Origin of the sequence: Peribacillus sp. NPDC094092 (assembly GCF_050279365.1) — a bacterium.
In the GTDB taxonomy this organism is placed as follows: domain Bacteria; phylum Bacillota; class Bacilli; order Bacillales; family DSM-1321; genus Peribacillus.
Genome location: NZ_JBNNUC010000008.1, coordinates 32,736 through 54,417, shown reverse-complemented (window position 1 = coordinate 54,417; position 21,682 = coordinate 32,736). Strand labels below are relative to the sequence as shown.

The 21,682-nt window shown below is 36.6% G+C and carries 18 protein-coding genes and 1 pseudogene; 17 read left to right on the top strand and 2 right to left on the bottom strand.

Annotated features, from left to right (window positions below; translation table 11 throughout):
- Nucleotides 1-223: 223 nt before the first annotated feature.
- The 16 genes from ACQKNS_RS24945 (at nucleotide 224) to ACQKNS_RS24870 (ending at nucleotide 17,511) form a co-directional block, all read left to right on the top strand.
- Nucleotides 224-925: a FadR/GntR family transcriptional regulator gene (locus tag ACQKNS_RS24945; protein WP_427645925.1), complete on the top strand. Its 702-nt coding sequence runs from the start codon at nucleotides 224-226 to the stop codon at nucleotides 923-925.
- 202 nt (nucleotides 926-1,127) lie between these two features.
- The gene (locus tag ACQKNS_RS24940) at nucleotides 1,128-1,451 is read left to right on the top strand and encodes a hypothetical protein (protein WP_098369602.1); all 324 of its coding nucleotides are present in this window, start codon (nucleotides 1,128-1,130) and stop codon (nucleotides 1,449-1,451) included.
- A complete protein-coding gene (locus tag ACQKNS_RS24935) occupies nucleotides 1,448-2,455 on the top strand; it encodes a DMT family transporter (protein ID WP_098369603.1) in 1,008 nt (335 codons plus the stop codon). The genes ACQKNS_RS24940 and ACQKNS_RS24935 overlap by 4 nt, the downstream gene beginning before the upstream one ends.
- Before the next feature lie 17 nt (nucleotides 2,456-2,472).
- Complete coding sequence (locus ACQKNS_RS24930; RefSeq protein WP_427645924.1) at nucleotides 2,473-2,712, top strand: hypothetical protein; 240 nt, start codon at nucleotides 2,473-2,475, stop codon at nucleotides 2,710-2,712.
- Nucleotides 2,713-2,814: 102 nt separating this feature from the next.
- Nucleotides 2,815-4,857 carry a hydantoinase/oxoprolinase family protein gene (locus ACQKNS_RS24925; protein WP_427645923.1) on the top strand — a complete coding sequence of 681 codons (2,043 nt, stop codon included), beginning with the start codon at nucleotides 2,815-2,817 and terminating at the stop codon, nucleotides 4,855-4,857.
- A 3-nt stretch (nucleotides 4,858-4,860) separates the two neighbouring features.
- Entirely contained in the window at nucleotides 4,861-6,540 is a 1,680-nt protein-coding gene (locus ACQKNS_RS24920) for a hydantoinase B/oxoprolinase family protein (protein WP_427645922.1), read from the top strand.
- A 43-nt stretch (nucleotides 6,541-6,583) separates the two neighbouring features.
- The gene (locus ACQKNS_RS24915) at nucleotides 6,584-6,778 is read left to right on the top strand and encodes a hypothetical protein (RefSeq protein ID WP_252281040.1); all 195 of its coding nucleotides are present in this window, start codon (nucleotides 6,584-6,586) and stop codon (nucleotides 6,776-6,778) included.
- Between the two features lie 165 nt (nucleotides 6,779-6,943).
- On the top strand, nucleotides 6,944-8,407 hold the full coding sequence (locus ACQKNS_RS24910; RefSeq protein WP_427645921.1) for an NAD-dependent succinate-semialdehyde dehydrogenase: 1,464 nt from the start codon (nucleotides 6,944-6,946) through the stop codon (nucleotides 8,405-8,407).
- 110 nt (nucleotides 8,408-8,517) lie between these two features.
- A complete protein-coding gene (locus ACQKNS_RS24905; RefSeq protein WP_427645920.1) occupies nucleotides 8,518-9,858 on the top strand; it encodes an aspartate aminotransferase family protein in 1,341 nt (446 codons plus the stop codon).
- Between the two features lie 410 nt (nucleotides 9,859-10,268).
- On the top strand, nucleotides 10,269-11,057 hold the full coding sequence (locus ACQKNS_RS24900) for an IclR family transcriptional regulator (RefSeq protein ID WP_427645919.1): 789 nt from the start codon (nucleotides 10,269-10,271) through the stop codon (nucleotides 11,055-11,057).
- Nucleotides 11,058-11,284: 227 nt separating this feature from the next.
- A complete protein-coding gene (locus ACQKNS_RS24895) occupies nucleotides 11,285-12,628 on the top strand; it encodes a gluconate:H+ symporter (RefSeq protein WP_427645918.1) in 1,344 nt (447 codons plus the stop codon).
- Between the two features lie 29 nt (nucleotides 12,629-12,657).
- Nucleotides 12,658-13,746 (top strand): alanine racemase, encoded by a 1,089-nt coding sequence (locus ACQKNS_RS24890; protein WP_427645917.1) that lies wholly within the window; start codon nucleotides 12,658-12,660, stop codon nucleotides 13,744-13,746.
- Nucleotides 13,747-13,760: 14 nt separating this feature from the next.
- Nucleotides 13,761-15,383: an N-acyl-D-amino-acid deacylase family protein gene (locus ACQKNS_RS24885; RefSeq protein ID WP_427645916.1), complete on the top strand. Its 1,623-nt coding sequence runs from the start codon at nucleotides 13,761-13,763 to the stop codon at nucleotides 15,381-15,383.
- 23 nt (nucleotides 15,384-15,406) lie between these two features.
- The gene (locus ACQKNS_RS24880) at nucleotides 15,407-15,868 is read left to right on the top strand and encodes a RidA family protein (RefSeq protein ID WP_427645915.1); all 462 of its coding nucleotides are present in this window, start codon (nucleotides 15,407-15,409) and stop codon (nucleotides 15,866-15,868) included.
- A gap of 54 nt (nucleotides 15,869-15,922) precedes the next feature.
- Nucleotides 15,923-16,564, top strand: coding sequence for a bifunctional 4-hydroxy-2-oxoglutarate aldolase/2-dehydro-3-deoxy-phosphogluconate aldolase (locus tag ACQKNS_RS24875; protein ID WP_427645914.1), 642 nt, complete (start codon nucleotides 15,923-15,925; stop codon nucleotides 16,562-16,564).
- Nucleotides 16,564-17,511, top strand: a complete 948-nt coding sequence (locus tag ACQKNS_RS24870; protein ID WP_427645913.1) for a sugar kinase — start codon at nucleotides 16,564-16,566, stop codon at nucleotides 17,509-17,511. The genes ACQKNS_RS24875 and ACQKNS_RS24870 overlap by 1 nt, the downstream gene beginning before the upstream one ends.
- A 440-nt stretch (nucleotides 17,512-17,951) precedes the next feature.
- Here the strand turns inward: ACQKNS_RS24870 and ACQKNS_RS24865 are convergent.
- Nucleotides 17,952-18,062 (bottom strand): annotated as a pseudogene (locus tag ACQKNS_RS24865) (site-specific integrase); the annotation flags it as partial.
- A 170-nt stretch (nucleotides 18,063-18,232) separates the two neighbouring features.
- Entirely contained in the window at nucleotides 18,233-19,756 is a 1,524-nt protein-coding gene (locus tag ACQKNS_RS24860; RefSeq protein WP_427645912.1) for a sigma 54-interacting transcriptional regulator, read from the bottom strand.
- Between the two features lie 311 nt (nucleotides 19,757-20,067).
- Here ACQKNS_RS24860 and ACQKNS_RS24855 point away from each other — a divergent pair, with 311 nt between their 5' ends.
- Nucleotides 20,068-21,540, top strand: coding sequence for an aldehyde dehydrogenase family protein (locus ACQKNS_RS24855; protein WP_427645977.1), 1,473 nt, complete (start codon nucleotides 20,068-20,070; stop codon nucleotides 21,538-21,540).
- Nucleotides 21,541-21,682: the final 142 nt, after the last annotated feature.

Below are 21,682 nucleotides of genomic sequence, written 5' to 3'. Positions count from 1 at the left end.
ATTCAGACTAATTTGAAAAAAACTTTAAACTTTATTCAATTTCACACATGGCCGACGGAAAGAAGCAATATCATAAAATATGACATTATGATGGTGCACTTGATTATCTTTTTATAAGATTACATCAAGAACTAAATAGCATATTATATTTTAAGCATTTGCTTATTCTGGTTATACTGGTAATACCGGTACAACCAATAAATTGAAATAAAGGTGATAAGAGATGAGTGGAAATTTATTATATTTTGAAGTAGCTGAAGAAATAGAGAACAAAATTAACACAGGAATTTATGAAGAAGGAGAAAAACTTCCTTCTGAGAGAGAGTTAACACAGGCATACAATGTAAGTAGGAATGTGATTAGGCAAGCACTTACCATTCTCAGAGAAAAAGGGTTAATTACCATAAAACCAGGAAAAGGAGCTTATATTACAAAGATAAAAGATACGTTAGTTACTGAAACTTTGAAAAGAGTAATTGACAAATATGACTCCTCTATTGAAGATATCCATGAGGTTCGTTATGAACTTGAAACTTTGGTCATTAAATTAGCTGTTAAAAAGGCAAGTAGTGACAATATCGAAGAATTAAAAAGCATTTGTAACCAAATGGATGAAGACATCAGTATCAGTAGTTTTTTAGAGTGGGATTTAAAATTTCATAGGACTTTAGCTAGTTCAACTCAAAATCCAATTTTTTCCATTTTGGTTAATTCATTCTTTGATATGACTGAACATACGACTTTCTTATTAACTAACTATACAAGCAGTTTTATCAATGTGATGGATAAAGCTCAAGAACATCATTGGAAGTTGATAAAATCAATTGAATCAAGAGATGTTGATCATGCGATATTAGTCATGCAGGATCATATGAATTTATTCGGTGAAGAAATCAGTTTACTTAAGATTGATAAAATAATATAAATAACTACTTTGAAAGGGGTGATGTACTAAGATTTTTTGTTGTACGAAAAAAAAAAAGGGGTTGTAAAAAATGGATAAGAAGCTACCGATTTTTCACCCTGGGATTCCTGCTACAGTAAGTATTGTAATTGCGGTAATTACTGCATTGTTATGTGCAAACTGGCTAGACAATATTATGAAATTATAGTTAGGAGTGAAAAAAGTGAAACCACCTTTAAAGTATTCTATTTATTCAATTTTATATTTTTCGGAAGATGGAATTTGGGAGTATGAAATATACCAAGGATTAAAGAATCATTACAATAAACAATCGCTAAGTAAAATTCGTTCTATATTACTTGAGTTATCGAATAAAAGTTGGACAGATGAAGTGGAGGTGGTAACTCACAATGACTCTATTTTAAGGAAGTATAAATTACAAGCACGTCATAAGGAATTTATTGATTACCAACTCTCACCTCGAAAAATTATCGATGAATTAGGTTTAAAAATAGGAAATCTAATTACAGGGAGGGGGACTGCATGAGCGCCGAGTCTTTAGAAAAAATTAAAATGTTGCAAGAATCTCGTAAAGTTCGTATAGGGATGGTGTATGCAGCACTCGGTGCTCCGATGCTAGGAGTAGCTTTTGGTTTTGCAGGTTCAGCAGGGACTTTAGCCCCTTTTAATATGGCATTCCCTACAGGTTCAATGGCCTTTCAATTTTTTGAATATATGTTTGGTCTGCTTGCTATCTTTATCTATTCTTTTATGGTTGGCAGCGCAAAAGATAATTTTCGAATTTTTAAATCAAAAATTTCATGGTACGGGGTTTTTACAGCTATGACGGGTATGATTGGCGATTTTCTATTCTTTTCAGCTTCTGCAATAGTAGGAGGAGCAATTGCTGGTCCTTTAGCAGCATTGTTTGGATTTTGGGGAGCTGTCATTACTTCGCTGGTCTATCGAGAGAAGATACTGCAAAAGTGGACAATAGTAGGAGTTATCTTTATAGTAGCTGGAATTTGGGTTGCATCTGGTGGAATGAGTATTGCAGCTCCAGAGGGTGTTTCGGGAACAATTGTTTTGATAGGTGCTGCTATGGGACTGCTTTCTGCCATCATGTATGGAGTTGAGAACTTTGCAATTGCTGCTGGTTCAGATATGATCCCTGAAGAAAGTACATTGTTTTGGAGAGCTGGCTGGGCATTAGTCGCTTTGATTATTCTTAACTTCACAATAATGCCTAAGTTTACAGATATCGCTAGTATAATGTTTCAAGAACCTATGTGGTGGGCATATGCTGCAGTAACTGGAGGTGCTTGGGGAGTCTATATGATTGTCGCTCTATATATAGGAATAAATACAGCAGGAACTGTTGGTGGAGGATTATTAGCGAGTACAGGGTTTGTATGGACAACACTTCTTTCGATGACTGTTTATGGCGGGACTTGGAGCACTTCATTATTAATAGGTTCCCTAATCATGTTTGCTGGAATTAGTGTTATGTTATTAAGGCCGTCCAATTCAATAAGTAAATTAAGAGAATAGTAAAGGAGTAATGCCAATTGGATGAGATCAAAAACGAATATTTAAAGGTATCTAAAGAAGAAGCCAATTACTTAATTCGTGGTGTCATTGCAAGTTCAATGGTATTTGTTATTCCATTTATCATTATTATTTTAAATGGTTGGTGGGAACCCTTAGGTACTTCACAAGATGGCTGGCGTTGGGTCGCTACTTCAACAGTACTTATTGCTTTAGTATATATAGCGTTAATCTTTGATAAGAAGTATCGGAAACATTAATTTTTGAATCAGTAACGAATTTCGTTTTTTTAAACGGACAAGTAACTACATCAATAAAATTTGTAATATTTAAAATAGTTAGAATAATGAGGAGGAACATGTATGAGTAAGTACATTTGCGGCATCGACATGGGTGGTACATTTACTGATTTTGTATCTTTTAACACAGAAACACAAGAAGTAGAAGTTTGGAAAAATCTATCTACTCCTAAACAACCTATTAATGGTTTATTGACTGGATTAAATAATTTTGATGATCTAACAAGTGTAGGTCAAATACGTCATGGCACAACCATTGCCACAAATGCAATTTTAGAAAGAAAAGGGGGAAATGTGGCATTTATTACAACAAAAGGATTTAAAGATGTCCCATTTATTCAACGGGGTAATCGAAAAAAACATTATGATATCAGTTGGATTAAGCCTGAACCACTGGTAAAACGGAGGAATTGTTTTGAGATAACGGAGCGATTAACTCATAAAGGCGAAGTATTACAGGAAATAAATGAAGAAGAAGTAAAACAAATCGCAAGTGAAATTAGAAATAGAGGCGATATTGATTCTATTGCAATTAACACTCTATACTCCTATGTAAATCCCTCACATGAACAACAAATAAAATCTCTCTTTAAAAAATACCTACCTGAAATACCAGTTTCGATTTCATATGAAGTTCTTCCAAAATGGAAGGAATACGAAAGAGGCAGTACAGTTATTGCAGATGCCTATATTAAACCGATTGTTTCAAACTATGTGAAAACGTTAGAAGAAAACTTTGAAGAAATGAACATCACTAAAAATGTAGGAATCATGAAATCAAATGGTGGAATTATGACCATAGATGCTACTGATCAAGCTCCGATTAACACTGCAGTTTCTGGTCCAACTGGAGGAGTTGTAGCTGGAAAATCAATTGCAAATCTATGTGGAATTGATAATCTTGTCACACTTGACATGGGTGGAACTAGTACAGATGTTGCTGTAATCGTAAACGGAGAAGAACAATTTACGACGAATTTTGAAATTGAATGGGGAATCCCTATTCAAGTACCAATGATAGATATTCGTACAATTGGTGCAGGTGGCGGAAGTATTGCTTCGATAGATAAAGGCGGAATGCTAAATGTTGGACCAGAAAGTGCAGGGGCACATCCAGGACCAGTTTGTTATGGAAATGGTGGTGAGAGACCGACTGTAACGGATGCCAATTTAGTATTAGGCCGTTTAAATCCACAAAATTTTCTTGGTGGAAAAATGAAACTTGATTATGATGCTGCTTATAAAGCTATAGAAAAACTAAGTGAACAAATAGGAATGCCTGTAGAAGAAACTGCACTGGCAATTGTGAAGATCGCCAATAACAATATGGTTGGAGCATTAAGAATGGTATTAATTGAACAAGGATATGATCCACGTGACTTTACAATGCTCAGTTTCGGTGGAGCGGGCCCTGTACATGCAAGCGACATTATTGATATAGCAGGTATTCCAAATTGTGTTGTTCCAGTGTACCCAGGACAATTTTCGGCGTTTGGCTTTGTCCAATGTGATGCCCGAGTGGATTTACAGCGAACTGTCCAAATGACCTCTAAGTTTTTTGAAATTGATCGAGCAAATCGAGTATTCCAAGAATTAAAAGAAACCGGTATGAATGACTTAATTTCACAAGGATACAGAGAAAATCTTGAAGTTATTACATCCATTGAAATGAGGTATTTAGGCCAAAACTATGAATTAGATATACCTTTTACTTATGAACAAATTAATGAAGATAATGTTCAACATATTTGGAACACTTTCCATGAAATGCACAATGATCGCTTTGGCTTCAAAATTGACGGTGAAGTGATGGAGGTTGTTAACTACAAGGTTACAGTCATCAGTAAACCTGAGAAAGCAAAATTAAAAAATATTGACTTAGCAAATGGAGGAATCGCAGTTCCAAAAGATGAACGTTTAGTTCGATTTGATGATGAATTTTTGGCAACAGCTATTTTTGATCGAGATACTCTATTAGCAGGTCATAGAATTGATGGACCGGCAATTATTGAGGAAAGTGCATCTTCAACAGTAATTAGGCCTAATCATATCGTAATAGTTGACGACTTTGGAAATCTTCATATTAAAACAAAGGAAGGGTGTTAATAAATGGATTATGTGACAATGAATATTATTAATTCTGCAATGATATCAATTTGCCGTGAGATGGGAATTACTCTCATGAAAACCTCTTATTCTACTATTTTTAATGAAGCTTTAGATTTTACATGTGGTCTAGCAAATACAAAAGGGGAATTAATAGCAGTTGCTGATTACTGCCCTGCAATGATTGGTGGTATGCCAGTTTTAATTGATAACTGTATTAAAGAAATACCTGTTTCTGAAATGAAGCCTGGAGATGTCATTCTTCATAATGATCCATACAGAGGGGGGTTACATATTCCAGAACATACATTATTTAAACCTATCTTTATAGACGGGGAAGTGGTTGGTTATGCGGTGGCCATTGGACATATAGCAGAGATTGGTGGGATCGTTCCAGGAGGTTTTGCTGCAGAAGCAACGGAAGTATTTCAAGAAGGGATAAGATTACCTCCTGTGAAAATTATTAACGAAGGAAAAGACAATGAGGCAGTATGGAAAATTATGCTAGCTAATGTGAGGACACCGAGACATAATTATGGTGATTTAAGAGCGTTAATCAGTTCAGTTAATTTGGGTGAATCAAGATTATCAGAGCTAATCATTAAATATGGTAAAGAAATCTTCACACAGACAGTAGATGATCTATTGGATTACTCAGAACGTCGTATGCGTGCAGAATTAAAGGAAATTCCAAATGGTTATTATGATTTTGAAGATTATATTGAAAATGATGGAATTGAAGATAAGACTTTTACGATTAAAGCAAATGTGTATGTGGATGATGAAGAAGTGATTGTAGACTATACGGGAACTTCACCACAGGCACGTGGACCGATTAATGCTACTTATGGTGTATCTGTTTCAGCAGCTTATAATGCCTTATTGCATATTACAGACCCTGAAATTCCAAAGAATTCTGGATGTTTTAGACCAATTAAAGTAGTAGCCCCTCCAGGAACAGTAGTAAATGTTGATTTCCCAGCACCGGAAGTAGGGGGGAATACAGAAACACATCCAAGAATAGCGTTAGCTATTATAGGTGCTTTCTCAAAGGCAATTCCAGAGAAGGTCATGGCTTGTGAAGGTGGTACTCATCTAAACTTTGTATTTGGAGGGCATCACGATGACTATGATGAATACTATGTTTGCTATGATTTAGAAGCTGTAGGATGGGGTGCGCGCCCATATGCTGATGGGAATAATATGGTTGACTCGATAAACGGAAATTGTCGTACGACACCAACTGAAGTTTTTGAAACGAGGTTTCCATGGCTTATAGAATCTTTTAATTTAAATCAAGATTCCGGCGGCCCTGGAAAGTATCGTGGTGGATTGGGTGCTGAAAAGGTTTTAAAATGTGTGGCAAAAGAAATAACTGTAAGCCAAATGTCAGATCGACATCAAATAGCGCCGTTTGGATTATTTAACGGTCAAGAAGGTGGACTAGGTGCAACGCTCGTGATGAAAAATGGAGAGAGTGAATGGAAAAATGTAAAAGAAGCTTATGGAAAGGTTTCTTCAAGTAAATTCTCCAATCTTACAGTGAAAAAGGGAGATAGAGTAAAGATTGTTACACCTGGTGGTGGCGGATATGGAGATCCATGTGATAGAGATAGAAGTAAACTGGAAGAGGATATTAAGGATGGTTTTGTGTCCGAAGAAGCAGCCTTATCAATCTATTAAAAATCCTGAATATTAACGCTTTTAATAATGAGGAGATGATTTGATGAAATTCTCGAGTAATGGTTATTATGTAGAAAAATATGAAAAATGTTCAGTTTGTGGAAAATTAGTTTATGAAAATGGAATTGAGACATTAAATATCCATGAAGTACCAGCCTTATTTTGCTCAGATTGGTGTGTCGATTGGGAAAAGGTAAGGGTTCAAAAAAAGAAACAAGCCCAAAAATTATTAATCTAAATAAAAAAATTACAGTAGTAGATATGGTAACAAATTCCTGATAATTCATTAAATATGAGCAAGAATAACGTCATACATGGCCTTTCATACCCAAATGAATGGCTATGTATGATATGAAAATAAGTGATGTTGTAATAGTGCTAAGCTGTAACGGGAGGTCTAAAAATGGAAATATTAAAGTCCCCAAAAAAATATCAGCTTTTTATAAATGGGAAGTGGAAGGATTCAATTTCCAATCAATTTATCGAAGTGATAAATCCAGCAAATGGAAATGTTGTGGGGCAAGTCGCTTCCGGAAACATGGTTGAGACAAAGGAAGCAATAGATGCTGCTTGTAATGCTTATTTGAGTTGGTCAAAAGAGACTCCTAAAGCTAGAGCGGATATTTTATTGAGACTCTGCTACCTTTTGTTGGAAAATGAAGATCATTTTGCGTCGTTCATTACAAATGAAATGGGAAAACCTATTGTTCAGGCACGTAATGAAGTGCAGATTGCTGCTGAACATTTTCGTTGGAATGCTGAAGAAGCACGGAGAATTTACGGTCAAACGATACAATCATCTGAAAAGCAAAAACGTCTTTCCATTATACGTCAATCAGTTGGACCGGTTGCAGCAATCACACCTTGGAATTTTCCTCTTTCAATGGTGGCTAGAAAATTGGCACCCGCACTTGCTGCAGGTTGCACAGTCGTATTAAAACCAGCCGAACAAACCCCTATATCTGCTATTGAACTTTTTAAACTAGCAGTGAAGGCTGGAGTTCCTAAGGGAGTTATTAATCTTGTGATTGGAAATCCAAAGGAAATAGGAGATGTCCTTTTAAAAGATAAACGAATTAGGAAGATTACTTTTACTGGTTCAACAGAAGTGGGAAAACTTTTATATAAAAAAGCAGCTAACCAAGTTAAACGAGTTTCTATGGAACTTGGCGGACATGCACCAATTATTGTTTTTGAAGACTGTGATTTAGAGAGTACAGTGAATCAAGTAGTTAGGAGCAAATTTAACAATACAGGGCAAACTTGTGTATGTCCTAATAGAATTTATGTACAGGAGTCTATTAAAGATACATTTATTAATTTATTTAAGGAAAAAGTCCAATCTCTAAAAATGGGTTATGGAATAGATGAAAATATGGATGTTGGACCAGTGGTGAATAAAATTGGGTTAGACAAAGTAAAAAAACATGTAGAGGATGCTCTGCAAAAAGGGGCCACCTTAGTAGTTGGAGGGAAGGTTTCTGATAAAGATCATCACAAAAATGGTTATTTTTATGAACCTACAGTCTTAGATTGTGTAAATGAACAAATGTTAATTGCTAATCATGAAACATTTGGTCCCGTGGCTCCTATATTTAGCTTTGAAATTGAGGAAGAAGTAATTAAAAAAGCGAATAATACAGACTATGGTCTGGCGGCATATATATTTACAGAGAATCTTTCTCGTTCTGTTAGAGTTTCTGAGGCATTAGAATACGGTATGGTAGGGGTTAATGATACAGTACTCTCGCAAGTAGAAGGATCTTTCGGTGGAATAAAAGAAAGTGGCATCGGGAGAGAGGGCGGTCCAGATTGTCTTGACGATTTTCTGGAAATTAAATTGATTACTACAATTATTCGAGATTAGGTAATGTGTTGACAAATAAACAAAAACAGTAGAGAACTTTCTTAAGTGGTAATACCAGTAATACCATTAATATTAATAAGCAAATTTTTGATAGAAAGGGTGTTAATCTTATGAGTAATAAAAATAGATTTCAAGAGTTGGCCGAGTTAGATAAAAAACACTTTCTACATCCTACATCCTCGATAAAACAACAACAAGAAGATGGTCCTGCTTTTATTTTTTCTGAAGGAAAAGGTATTTATCTTTATGATATATTTGGGAATAAAGTTATGGATGGAATGTCGTCACTTTGGAATGTGAATATAGGACATGGCAGAAATGAAATAGTAGAAGCTGCAGCGGAACAAATGTCAAAGTTAGCATATAGCTCATGCTTTAATACATTTAGTAATGAGCCTGTTATTAAATTAGCAGAGAAAATTTCTCAAATCACACCAGGTGATTTGAATACGACTTTTTTCACTTCTGGAGGATCGGAATCAAATGATACAGCTATTAAACTAGTACGACATTATTGGATATTGAAAGGCGAAAAAGACCGAAAGAAGATTATATCCAGGAAAAAATCCTACCATGGTTTAGCAATGGGAGCCACTAATGCTACAGGTCTAAAACCATTTCGGGATTTTTCAAACACTTTTTCTCCAGACTTTTTCCATGTAGAAGATCAATCAATAGAAGCACTTGTCGATTTAATTGAAAAAGAAGGACCTGAAACTATTGCTGCATTTATTTCGGAACCTGTTCAAGGGTCTGGAGGGGTGCATGTTCCTCCTGTGGATTATTTTAAAGAATGTAGAAACGTATGTGATAAGTATGGAATTCTATTTATTGCAGACGAGGTTATAACTGGATTTGGAAGAACAGGGAAATACTTCGGGATGGAACATTTTGGTGTTACGCCTGATATTATGAGTATTGCAAAAGGGGTTACAAGTGGATATGCACAATTAGGTGGTGTGGTAATAAGTAAAAAAATTCATAAAGATCTAATTGAGCTTTCTTCGGATACGTTTCTTCACGGGTATACTTACAGTGGTCATCCAACTGCATGTGCGGTCGCTTTAAGAAATATCCAAGTTATTGAAGAAGAAAATTTGATTGAAAATGCTAGATTGATGGGTGAAGAGATGTTGAAGGGGTTCAAGTGGATTCAACAAGAACAAGAAATTGTTGGAGAAGTACGAGGGCTAGGTTTATTAGGAGCAATTGAATTAGGCAAAGGTCAGCGTACAAATGAAAGGTTGAATAACCCTCTAGCACCTTTGGTTGTAAAAGAAGCTGCAAAAAGAGGATTATTGTTTAGATCGGTTATTTTTGAAGGCCAAGATACACTTGTATTTTCCCCTCCTTTAATTATTAATAAGCATGAGGTTCATAAAATGATAGAAGTTGTATCTGATTCTATATCTGCAGTAAAACTGAAGCATAACGAAAAAGAGCTCATCTAAAAGGTATAGATTCAAAGAAATGAGATAGGTGGCATTAATTCAAGATTTAGTTTTTTTCTAATGATGTAGAAATCTTCATACAAAGGAGCTAATCATTTATAGTTAATGATTGGCTCTCCATTTGTACACTTAAATAAAAATAACTGAGGGTCAGGAGCTCCCTGTGAATCAAAGTAAATTTAACATGATTTGTATGAGAGAAAAACAAAGACTTACGATGGTTACGTCTTTAATTCCACATATAGCAAAATTAGGTTAGAGCCTATTCAATATTTTCCTGATTCACTTTGATATCCTAACGGAATCTGTAAAAATTTTATTGACAAATGTATTTTAAAAAGTGTACCCTAAATACAAATAAACAATATTCCGAACAGTGTTTGTATATGTGAACAAGGGAGGTGTGAGTTATGAGCAATGTAAAATTAAATAAATCAGCATCACGAGTTATGGATATATTGGTTTTGTTGTCCAGAGAGGATCAGCCATTAACCGTATCAGAAATTAGTCGTGAATTAAAAGTCCCTAAGAGCAGTACTTTTGAAATTTTAACTACTATGGTTGAAAAAGGTTTCCTTCAAGTCGATGATCACTTAAAGACCTATAAATTAGGTTTGAAATTATTCGAGGTGGGTGCGGCCTATCTGCATAATACAGATTTGCATAAAGAGGCTAGACCTTACCTGGAAACATTGATGACCAAAACGGGTGAAACAGCATTTTTAGCCATTGAGTCTGATGGTGAAGTTGTTTATTTAGACAAAGTGGAAGCTCCTTCCTCTATTAGAACCACTGCAACGTTAGGGAATCGTAATCCCATGTATAGAACCGGCTTAGGTAAGGCTATATTGGCGGGATATTCTGATGACAAAGTAAGAGAATTAATGGGCAATACGGAATTTATCCAAAGAACATCAAATAGTATTACAAGTTTTGATAGTCTTATTGAAAACTTGAACCAAATTCGCCAAAGAGGCTATTCCATTGATGATAGAGAAAACGAAGAAGATGTTTTTTGTATAGCTGCACCTGTTTATGATGAATCCAACCGTCCAGTTGCTGCAATAAGTGTTGCCGGGTTGGCGACAAGGATGAAGGATGATGAAAAGGATAAATATTCCGAATTCTTAGTCGAGGCAGCTTTAGGGATTTCAAAGCGACTTGGATATAGAAACGATCGACTTTTCATTAATACTTAATAGAGAAGTCGAAATTTTTTTAAACACAATTCCGAACAACGTTCGTATATACGAACAAACTATATTATTTTTTACATATCGAGGAAGAAAAAGTCAATATGTTCTGGTATCAAATTCATAGAATATGCAATCGTTAAATGTAAGCGTTATCCGGTATCTCATTACCTATTATCCCTAGCTTCATCTGAAGTTGACGGGATATATATGAAAATAAAGGAGGCTTAACTATGTCATCATCAACTCTTATTCTACTATTTGTCCTAGCAATTGTTGTTCTACTCTATTTAGTAATGGTAAAGAAGATGCAGCCTTTCCTCGTGTTATTGATTGTTAGTGTACTTCTTGGATTATTTGCAGGTGTTGACCCAATTAAAGTGGTCGAATCTGTACAAAAAGGAATGGGTGAAACCCTCGCTCAAATATCAATAATTATCGGTCTTGGTGCGATGTTCGGTGAAATACTGAATGTATCTGGGGGAGCGGAACGAATCGCTTCAACGTTAATTGATAAGTTTGGAGAAAAAAGACTGAATTGGGCGTTTGTTTTATCAGGTTTTCTCGTGGGAATTCCAGTCTTTTTTACGGTAGGATTTGTAGTACTTATTCCTTTATTGTATTCAGTTGTTAGACGAACCAATAAACCTATATTGTATTTTGGACTCCCACTTTTATCCGGCTTAGCAGTGACTCAAAGCTTTTTCCCTCCACATCCGGGACCGGTGTCGACGATTGCCATTTTAGGAGCTGATACAGGTTGGGTAATACTATTCGGATTTCTAACTGGGTTGCCTGCTGCTATTGTTGCTGGGGTTTTTTATGGTAGGTTTATTTCTAAAAAGATTCCTCTTTTACTTCCTGAAAATGTTGAAATTCCTAAATTTGATAACAAAAAGGAATTACCAGGATTTTTGTTGATAATCAGTCTTGTTTTGCTTCCTCTTGTATTAATGTTATCCGGTACATTTGCCGATCTATTCTTTGCTGAGGGTAGTGGTGGATACGTCGTATTGCAGTTTCTTGGAAGCCCAATTATTGTATTGACGATTGCAGTATTATTGACACTATTTGTACTTGGAAAGAAAAGGGGATTTTCAAATACTGATCTCCAATCGATTACTACAAAAGCATTTGAACCAATCGGAGGAATATTATTAATTATCGGTGCTGGAGGTATTTTTAAACAGATACTTATTGATACGGGTACAAGTAAGATTATAGGAGATGTGATGTCGGATTTTGGCGGAGGTTCCCTTATCATTACGGCTTTTCTAATTTCTGCTGCTATTAGAGTTGCTTTAGGTTCTGCAACGGTTACCATGGTCACTACGTCAAGTTTAATGTTGCCAGCTATTCAACAAATGGACTTATCTCAACCCATGTTAGCATTAATCGTGGTAACGATTGCTTCAGGAGCAACAGTATTATCTCACTTCAACGATGGAGCATTCTGGATGGTCGGTAAATACTTTGGGTTGACAGAAAAGCAAACATTGATGTCATGGACCGTAACAGAAACTATAATTGGATGTGTTGGATTTGTTTTATGTTTTATTATTAGCTTCTTTGTCTGAAAATTCCGGGTATTATAGGGGGACTTACAGTGGATACACCTACAATAATTATTGATCGGTCTAAACTTATGAATAATATTAAGAAAATGGCTGATGTATCGAGTAGTAATAAAGTTAGCTTACGGCCTCATATCAAAACACATAAAATTCCTTACATAGCAAAAGAGCAACTCAAAGCCGGAGCGGTAGGAATAACGGTGGCAAAAGTATCAGAGGCTGAGGTGATGGCTGATTATGGAATTACTGATATATTTATCGCCTATCCTTTAGTAACTGAAAAAAAGATAAAAAAAGCCATTGAATTAAGTAAGCGTATTCGACTTATTGTAGCAACAGATTGTCTACAAGGAGCAAACCTGTTATCGAAGTTCGCATCGCAGTCAAAAATTAAATTAGAGGTTCGATTAGAGGTTGATACGGGATTACGTAGAACGGGTGTTTTATATAATGAGGCACTTGAACTTGCGAAAAAAATCATGGTTCTTCCCAATCTTCATTTAACAGGGATTTATACGTTTAGGGGACCAGTATTAAATGGAAAAACGACGCTTCAGCTTAAAGAAGCGGGAATAGAGGAAGGTAAGGTAATGGTGACTTTAGCAGAACAAATGAATAGAGAGGGTATCGATATTCGTGATGTAAGTGTAGGGTCTACTCCTACATCTGAGTTTGCTGCAGAAGTCGCCGGTGTTACAGAAATTAGACCGGGGACATACATCTTTTATGATGCAATGCAGGAAAAGTACGGAAGCTGTGCCGAGGAAGAATGTGCAGCAACTGTTCATGTAACGGTTGTAAGCAGGCCGTCTCACGATTTAGCGATTATTGATGGGGGGAGTAAAACATTTGCAACAGATGTGCAGCCTAACCAGCCACCTCTACTCTTAAAAGGATTTGGCAAAATTGTTGGACATCCTAATGTCACTCTTGAAAGGGTGACAGAAGAACACGGAATGCTACACATCGAAGGAGATGCGAATATACGCGTAGGTGATGTGCTTCAGATTATCCCTAATCATATTTGTAGTACTGTCAATCTCCATAATGAAGTGTCAATTATAGATCAATATGGTGATTGTGAAAGATACGCTGTTTTGGCACGCGGCAAATTACAATAAAGGGGGAGAGATAAATGCTTGATCTTGTGATTAAAAATGGCCGTATCGTAGATGGAACCGGAAATCCATGGTTTTTTGGAAGTGTGGGTGTAAAAGATGGGATCATCACACACGTTGGAACTGTAGATGTAGAAAGTAAGGACGTAATTGATGCGAAAGGCCAGATTGTTACCCCTGGATTCATTGATGGGCATTCTCATTCGGACTTGCTAGTGCTTAAAGATTCCAATTACGATATTAAGTTGCAACAAGGAGTGACTACAGAGGTTGTAGGAAATTGTGGGTTAGCTCCAGCTCCATTTATAAAAAAACGCGAAAAGCTGTTGAAAGAGTATATTGAGCCGGTAATTGGAGATACTCCGTGGTCATGGCCATGGGAAACAGTAGAAGAATATATTGACGTATTGTCAAAAGCAAATCTTTCAGAAAATGTGTCTACATATGTAGCACATGGTGCCTTACGTATTGCTGTCATGGGGTTTGATAACAGACCAGCCACAAAAAAAGAAATGGAAGCGATGAAATATTTGCTTGATGAGGGGATGAAAGCAGGTGCAATCGGTTTATCGATCGGTTTACTCTATTCTCCTGGTAGATATGCTGCTAAAGAGGAGATAGTAGAGTTATGTAGTGTTTTACCTAAATACAATGGACTTTTGTCCACACATATTCGTGGAGAAGGGAATAACTTAATTCCTTCAGTCAAGGAAGTCATTTGGATTGCGGAGAAGAGTGGAGTTTCTTTACATGTTAGTCACCTTAAAGCTGCTGGTAAACGAAACTGGGGTGATGTCATGAAGGCTATTGATCTTATTGAAGATGCACGTGCAAGAGGTATGGATATAACTTGTGATGTTTATCCATATGATGCCGGTTCAACTACACTTACAACCTTACTTCCTCCATGGTCGCTTGAAGGTGGTATTTCTGACTGTTTAGACCGCATTCGAAATGCTTCTACTCGTGAACGAATTAAAAAAGAAGTAAGTGAGGAACAAGAAGATTGGGATAACTTAGTCGTATCGACAGGCTGGCAGAATGTGATTGTTTCATCTATTTCTATTAATAAACAATTTGAGGGACGCAGCATCTTAGATATTAGTATGGAATTAGGCAAAGATCCAATTGATACAACCCTTGATTTACTTCTTGAAGAAAGTGGGAATATCGGGATTGTTTATTACCATATGTCAAGTTCAGATGTGGAGCAAGTCATTAAGTGGGATAAATCACTCATTATATCTGATAGTCTAGGTTGTGAAACTGGTAAACCCCACCCACGTACGTTTGGAACATTTCCAAGGCTGTTTGCTAAATATGTACGCGAAGACAGGGTATTATCATTGGAAGAAGCCGTCCGAAAGGTAACCTCATTTCCGGTGCAACGATTCTCATTAGGAAAAAGAGGGTTACTTTCTCCGGGCTATCATGCGGATCTCACTGTTTTTGACTACAAAAAAATAAAAGATATATCAAACTATCAGGATCCAATACAATATCCTGAGGGAATTTCTTACGTTATTGTAAATGGAATCAAAACAATTGATCATAAAAGGAATCTTTTTTCATCAAACGGTCAAATGGTTCGATCCACTCGAACGCGACTGTTAGATTCATGTTCATGTTGTAAACATTAAATTAATAAAGAGGAGATGCGATTATGGCTAACATTGAAAAAAAACTTAAAGAACTAGGAATTGAATTAGGAAAAGCTCCATCACCTGCGGCTGTATACGTTCCAGCAAAGACCGTTGGAAATCTTGTATACACTTCTGGTGCAGATTGCCGAATTAATGGAAAGTTAATGTATGAGGGCAAAGTAGGAAGTGATCTTACTGTTGAACAGGGGTATGAAGCTTCACGTCAAGTTATGATTAATCTCTTGGCTGTACTAAAAGAACATATTGGGGATCTTAATCGGATTAAGCAAGTTGTAAAGTTGTTAGCTTTTGTTAACTCTGCTGATGGTTTTGTTGAACAACCATATGTAATTAATGGGGCATCAGAATTATTAGAAGAAGTATTTGGTGAAAAAGGAAAACACGCACGTTCTGCCATTTCATCTAATGAATTGCCTTTTAATACTCCAGTTGAAATTGAAATGATTGTTGAGATTGAATAATGGTAGTTAGTGAGTGTGCCAAATTACATTTATTGAAATGTTAGGAGTGTTTGAATGACTATACTAGAAGCATTAAATAAAGAAAAAATTATTGCGATTCTTCGCAATGTTCCTGAAAAAAAGCTTGATGAAACAGCAAAAGCATTGAACCGGGGTGGTATTAGGCTAATTGAAGTTACAATGAACAGTGAAGGGGCATTACAAGCTATCAACCGCTGGAAGAGTCTATTTAGTAATAAAATGATAGTCGGCGCAGGAACCGTTTTAAATTTACAAATGGCCAAAGAAGCGATTTCTGCAGGGGCGGATTTCTTAATCACTCCGAATCTAGATGAAGAAGTTGTTTCTTACAGTATCGATCAAGGAGTTGTTATTTGGCCGGGCGTGATGACTCCCTCTGAAATGGTACGGGCTTGGGAAGCCGGAGCAGAAGCTGTTAAATTATTCCCTGCTGGACTGCTTGGCATCGATTATATCAAGGATGTTAAAGGTCCACTAGACGCTATTCCGATTATTGCAACGGGTGGAGTCAATCTTCAAAATATAAAAACTTTCTTTGAGGCTGGTGTTCTTGGTGTTGGTCTTGGCAGCAGCTTAGTAGATAAAAAGTTGATTGAAGAGAATCGTTTTGATGATTTGACCAACCTTGCTAGAAAATACGTAACAGCAGTAAATCAAGAAAGTAGTAGATTATAATGGATGTAGTAACAATTGGAGAAACGATGCTCCTTTTTCAACCATTAGAGGAAAAGCCATTAATGTATTCATCTTTGTATTCAAAAACCATCGGAGGAGCGGAATCGAATGTAGCAATTGGCCTTACCCGTCTTGGAAAGCAAGCACGTTGGATTGGGCGTTTAGGCAAAGATCCATTTGGCGATGTGATCAAGGCTACACTAGCCGGGGAAAATGTTGATATCTCAAAAGTAGAACGAGATGAGATCAACCCCACTTCCATTTATTTTAAGGAAATTTATAAAGTAGGGGAACCATGTGTCTACTATTATAGGAAAGGTTCTCCTTCAAGTAAGTGGGGGCCGGAACATGTTCAAGAACATTGGTTCGAAAATGCCGGTCATTTGCACATGACTGGTATAACTCCGGCTCTTGGAGAGAAAACGTTAGATTTTACTATTGCGTGTATGAGAATGGCGAAATCCTTAGGGTTAACAGTCTCTTTTGACCCGAATATGCGTTTTAAATTATGGAATGAAGAAAAGGCTAAAAAAGCGCTTGTAGAATTAATTTCTTTGTGTGATATATTTATGCCGGGAATAGACGAGGCAGAGTTTCTACTTGGAAAGGGAAGCCCTGAAAATTTAGCGAGAAAAGCTCTTCAGCTTGGACCGCAAGTTGTAGCAATGAAACTCGGTTCTGAAGGCTCACTTGGTATGTTAAAGGATGGTACAACAGTTAAAGTATCGGGGGAAAAAGTAGAAAAAGTAGTTGATACAGTTGGTGCAGGGGATGCTTATGCAGCTGGATTTCTTTCTATTGGCGTAGACGGACTGGATGCTAATAACCTTGAAAAGGCACTTGAACGAGGTAATAAGATGGGGGCATATATTATTCAAGGAAAAGGCGATTGGGAAAGCCTTCCCTCATTAGAGCAAATGGAAGGCATAGAAATAAAAGTTCGATAATATTGTTTCGTTTTCTGAGGGGCTCCTAGAAAGGGTTCTGGTGCAAGAAATCAATGAAACTTGACATACTGAAATTCCATAGATACGACGACTGTGGACTTTTTGTGACAAGATAGAACTAGAAATATAGGAATCTTGGTTGATTCCATAAATAAAAAAATCCCGATTTTGAAATAGATTCATCAAAATCGGGATTTTTATTCACTTATAGGGGGTAGCGTCATGGGTCCTACCAGCAAAACGAGGAAAACATACACAAAGGAAAATATTGTAGAAAACAATGGTTATTAGCTGTGAATCTATACTATTAACGATTATTAATGCTATTTCGGTTATTTGTTTTTGATTTTTCTTTTGGTTATAGAAAACCTTCAAGAAAGCTTGCTTTTTCATTCTAAAAAATGTCTTTTCGTATGTTTTCCGCGAAATGTTGGCGGACCCCTGAGCATGACAATATCCTTCGCGGCTTTGTAAAACCAATAGCCAAACGTTTTTCGCAAGGTTTGATTGCCGACATGCTCCACGCCAGAGAAGTCTGCAGCTTTATTTAGTAATTGTGTAAGGGAGACGTCTGCATACATGAGGAAAGACTTGGATACGAATATCTCAAGTCTTTAAGGTAGTTCTAACCTTTTCATCAGTAATGTATTCTAGTAGAATAATCACTTACTTTGGTTAAAAGTTACTAAAAAGTGGAACGAATGGTAAGGGGTGTCATTCATTAACTGGATGCAGAATATTTTCTAATTAATCTTGCAGCTTTTGATTGACTAATTTTAAGAAATTCAGCTACTTTCCTATAATTTTTAAATCTATGATATGCATCCATTACTAATTTTCCTTCGAATTCTTCTAATGACTTGTCAAAGGAAGTAAAGATGGATTTTGGAGCATCATGATAATGGTGTCCATACAAACTATCCGGTATATGATCGATATTGATTATATCATCAGAAATAACAACCAATTTTTCAATCAGATTTTCGAGCTCTCTTACATTCCCTGGCCAGGCGTATTCATACAAATAGGGATAAACATCATTGGAAAAATGCCGTTCAACATTATATTTATCATTAAACTTTCGAAGGAAGTAATTGGTTAAAGGTACAATATCATCTTTCCGTTCTCTTAATGGCGGAACTTTTATATCTATAACATTTAATCTATAGTAAAGATCCTCCCTAAACTGATTTGTTTTGACCATTTCCCATAAATTTCGATTAGTGGCAGCAATAATACGTATATTAACCTTCCTTGACTTTGTTTCCCCAATAGGCGTAAATTCTCGATCCTGAAGAACTTGTAATAATTTCGCTTGTATACTTAGAGATAACTCTCCGATTTCATCTAAAAATAAAGTTCCATTATTTGCTGCTTCTATTAAGCCTTTTTTCCCTGTTTTATTTGCACCAGTGAAAGCCCCATCTATATAACCAAACAGCTCTGATTCTAGTAAACTTTCTGGTAGCGCTGCACAATTAATTACTATGAACGGCCCTTTTGTTCGTAAGCTATTTTGATGAATATATCTAGCTAAAAGTCCCTTCCCCGTGCCTGATTCTCCATATAGAATGACTGTTGTATCAAAGGAAGAAATTTTTTTTAGCATTTTGAGGATCTCATTCATATGTTCGTTTTGTGAAACAAGTGTAGAGGTTAAGTCTTGTTTCAATTTGTAATTTGTTATTTCCTTTGGTTTTTCTTTTCCTTTTTTACTAAGAATCATAAGAGTATCATAGACTTGCTCACGTAATGATTTATCGATGGGCGCCAAACCGAAAATTTCTGAAAACCACAATCCATCGGTTGTTAATCGCACAATCGTAGACATAACTGGGTTAATTTGATCTGTTACCAATTGTTGTTGCCAAATCTCATAATATTCTTTAACAGGGTTTAGAAGATCAGGATTGTTTACAAGAGCAGCAAGTAGAGCCATAACCAACTCGTTTTCTTCCTGATCATGCTTAAGGAAGGTGGTTTTAATATAAGAGCGGGTTCGTCCGCCAGATTCATTATCGTTTTCATATTCCAGATTAAAATCATGATCATATTCATCAAACAGTTGTTTCATCATACCCTCAATCAATAACTCTTTTGCTGGGAAATGATGGAGTAAAACTCCTTTGCTTATCTCTGCCTTTTCAGCCACTGCTTCCATTGTCATTTTTGATATTCCTTTTGTTTTTACTAAATAGTAAACTGCTTCAAAAATCTTATGCTCTGTGCTTCTTTTTTTAATCAAAATCTTTTCACTCCTGATGTAGTCAGAATGTTTTGACTAATTTTACTACTCAGTCGGTATAGGCGTCAACAACTGAAACTAACAAATCAATTTTTACTGGGTTCTTCTTAGTTAATAGAAATCAATCAGAAATGGATATTAGTCATTTTTGAACAAATTGTCATTTATGACACCTCTTGTCTACTAAAATGTAATCGTTATTCACTGTATATAAAGGTTTTTTGAATAGTTCACATTTGGCATATTAATTGCATCAACCAAGTATGAGTAAAAAAAATTTAGGAGGAGAACTCATGCCAATAAAAACTTCAATACTAGAACTTAAAATGTTTATTAATGGAGAATGGAAACCGGCAAAAAGTGATCAAATGAACATCGTTATCAACCCGGCTACGCAAGAAGTCATTGCAAATGCACCGAGGGCTTCTAAGGAAGAAACAGAGGAAGCAATCGAAGCTGCACAAGCGGCGTTTGTGAGCGGCGTCTGGTCCGGCTTAACGACACATGATCGTGCTCAGTATTTAAACAAAATCGCTGACAAAATTGAAGAAAGATACGATGAACTCGTAGAGCTTGAAGTAATGGATAACGGAAAACTAAAAGCGGAAGCGGAATTTGATGTAGCTGATGCTGCCACGTGTTTCCGTTATTATGCAGGTTTGATTTTGGCTCCAGAAGGTGAAACGTATCAAGTACCTGAAAATGTTCAAGCATTGGTCGTACGTGAGCCTGTCGGAGTTGCTGGGCTAATCGTTCCTTGGAATTTTCCGCTTTTAATGAGTGTGTGGAAAATAGCACCGGCGCTTGCCGCAGGGAACACGATTGTATATAAACCGGCTGAAGCGACACCTATTTCAGCAATGAAACTAGTTGAAATCATTGAAGAAGTAGGTATACCTAAGGGGGTGATGAACCTTGTGATGGGTAAAGGTTCCATCGTCGGTCAAACAATTGCTGAAAGCAAAGATGTAGACGTCGTTTCGTTTACGGGAAGCACAGAAGTAGGTCGGGAAATTATGAAAGCGGCTTCAGGAAACTTAAAGAAAATTTCACTTGAACTCGGTGGCAAATCACCAAACATAATTTTTGCTGATGCTGATTTTGAAACAGCGGTGGATTACGCATTATTTGGTATTTTCTTTGGCGCTGGCCAAGTCTGTTCCTCAGGAAGCCGAGTTCTTGTAGAAGAAAGTATTTATGATCAATTTGTGGAACGATACGTTGAGCGCGCAAAACAAATTAAAGTCGGACCAGGAATGGCTGAAGATTCACAAGTGGGGGCAATCGCAAGCGAACAGCAAATGAATGCCATTTTAAATTATATTGAAATTGGCCAACAGGAAGGCGCTACCCTCGCACTTGGCGGAAATCGCTTAATGACAAACGGTCTAGATAAAGGGTTTTTTATTGAGCCGACGGTCTTTACGAATGTGACATCTAATATGCGTATCGTTCAGGAGGAAATTTTCGGTCCTGTTGTTACAATTCAAAAGTTTAAAGATGAAGCAGAAGCAATCCAGCTTGCAAATGACACTGATTTTGGACTAGCAGGCGCTGTATTTTCAGGCGATGGGGCAAAAGCCTTGCGCGTGATCAAAAGAGTACGTGCAGGTATCACTTGGGTAAATTCTTACCATCCAACTTATGTGGAAGCACCATGGGGCGGTTATAAACAAAGCGGAATTGGCCGTAGTCTTGGAAAGTACGGACTCGAAGACTTTCAAGAAATTAAACAAATTAATATCAATCTTGATGTTCATCCGGTCGGCTGGTTTCCAAACTAGTAGAACCCGAAACTAGGAAGTGCATCTTTTATAAAAAAGGGCACTTTTCCTTCCTATTCGCTTATATAGTAAGAAACTATTTAAGGGATGTTATTTCGAATTTAACTATTGGAACTTTAAAAACTTTTAATTCAACATGCGA

Excerpts from the sequence above, each read along its gene's own strand:
- ACQKNS_RS24910 (WP_427645921.1), top strand. The coding sequence starts at position 6,944 with ATGGAAATATTAAAGTCCCCAAAAAAATATCAGCTTTTTATAAATGGG.
- ACQKNS_RS24880 (WP_427645915.1), top strand. The coding sequence starts at position 15,407 with ATGGCTAACATTGAAAAAAAACTTAAAGAACTAGGAATTGAATTAGGA.
- ACQKNS_RS24870 (WP_427645913.1), top strand. The coding sequence starts at position 16,564 with ATGGATGTAGTAACAATTGGAGAAACGATGCTCCTTTTTCAACCATTA.
- ACQKNS_RS24945 (WP_427645925.1), top strand. The coding sequence starts at position 224 with ATGAGTGGAAATTTATTATATTTTGAAGTAGCTGAAGAAATAGAGAAC.
- ACQKNS_RS24895 (WP_427645918.1), top strand. The coding sequence starts at position 11,285 with ATGTCATCATCAACTCTTATTCTACTATTTGTCCTAGCAATTGTTGTT.
- ACQKNS_RS24900 (WP_427645919.1), top strand. The coding sequence starts at position 10,269 with ATGAGCAATGTAAAATTAAATAAATCAGCATCACGAGTTATGGATATA.
- ACQKNS_RS24885 (WP_427645916.1), top strand. The coding sequence starts at position 13,761 with ATGCTTGATCTTGTGATTAAAAATGGCCGTATCGTAGATGGAACCGGA.
- ACQKNS_RS24915 (WP_252281040.1), top strand. The coding sequence starts at position 6,584 with ATGAAATTCTCGAGTAATGGTTATTATGTAGAAAAATATGAAAAATGT.
- ACQKNS_RS24905 (WP_427645920.1), top strand. The coding sequence starts at position 8,518 with ATGAGTAATAAAAATAGATTTCAAGAGTTGGCCGAGTTAGATAAAAAA.
- ACQKNS_RS24920 (WP_427645922.1), top strand. The coding sequence starts at position 4,861 with ATGGATTATGTGACAATGAATATTATTAATTCTGCAATGATATCAATT.
- ACQKNS_RS24925 (WP_427645923.1), top strand. The coding sequence starts at position 2,815 with ATGAGTAAGTACATTTGCGGCATCGACATGGGTGGTACATTTACTGAT.
- ACQKNS_RS24935 (WP_098369603.1), top strand. The coding sequence starts at position 1,448 with ATGAGCGCCGAGTCTTTAGAAAAAATTAAAATGTTGCAAGAATCTCGT.
- ACQKNS_RS24875 (WP_427645914.1), top strand. The coding sequence starts at position 15,923 with ATGACTATACTAGAAGCATTAAATAAAGAAAAAATTATTGCGATTCTT.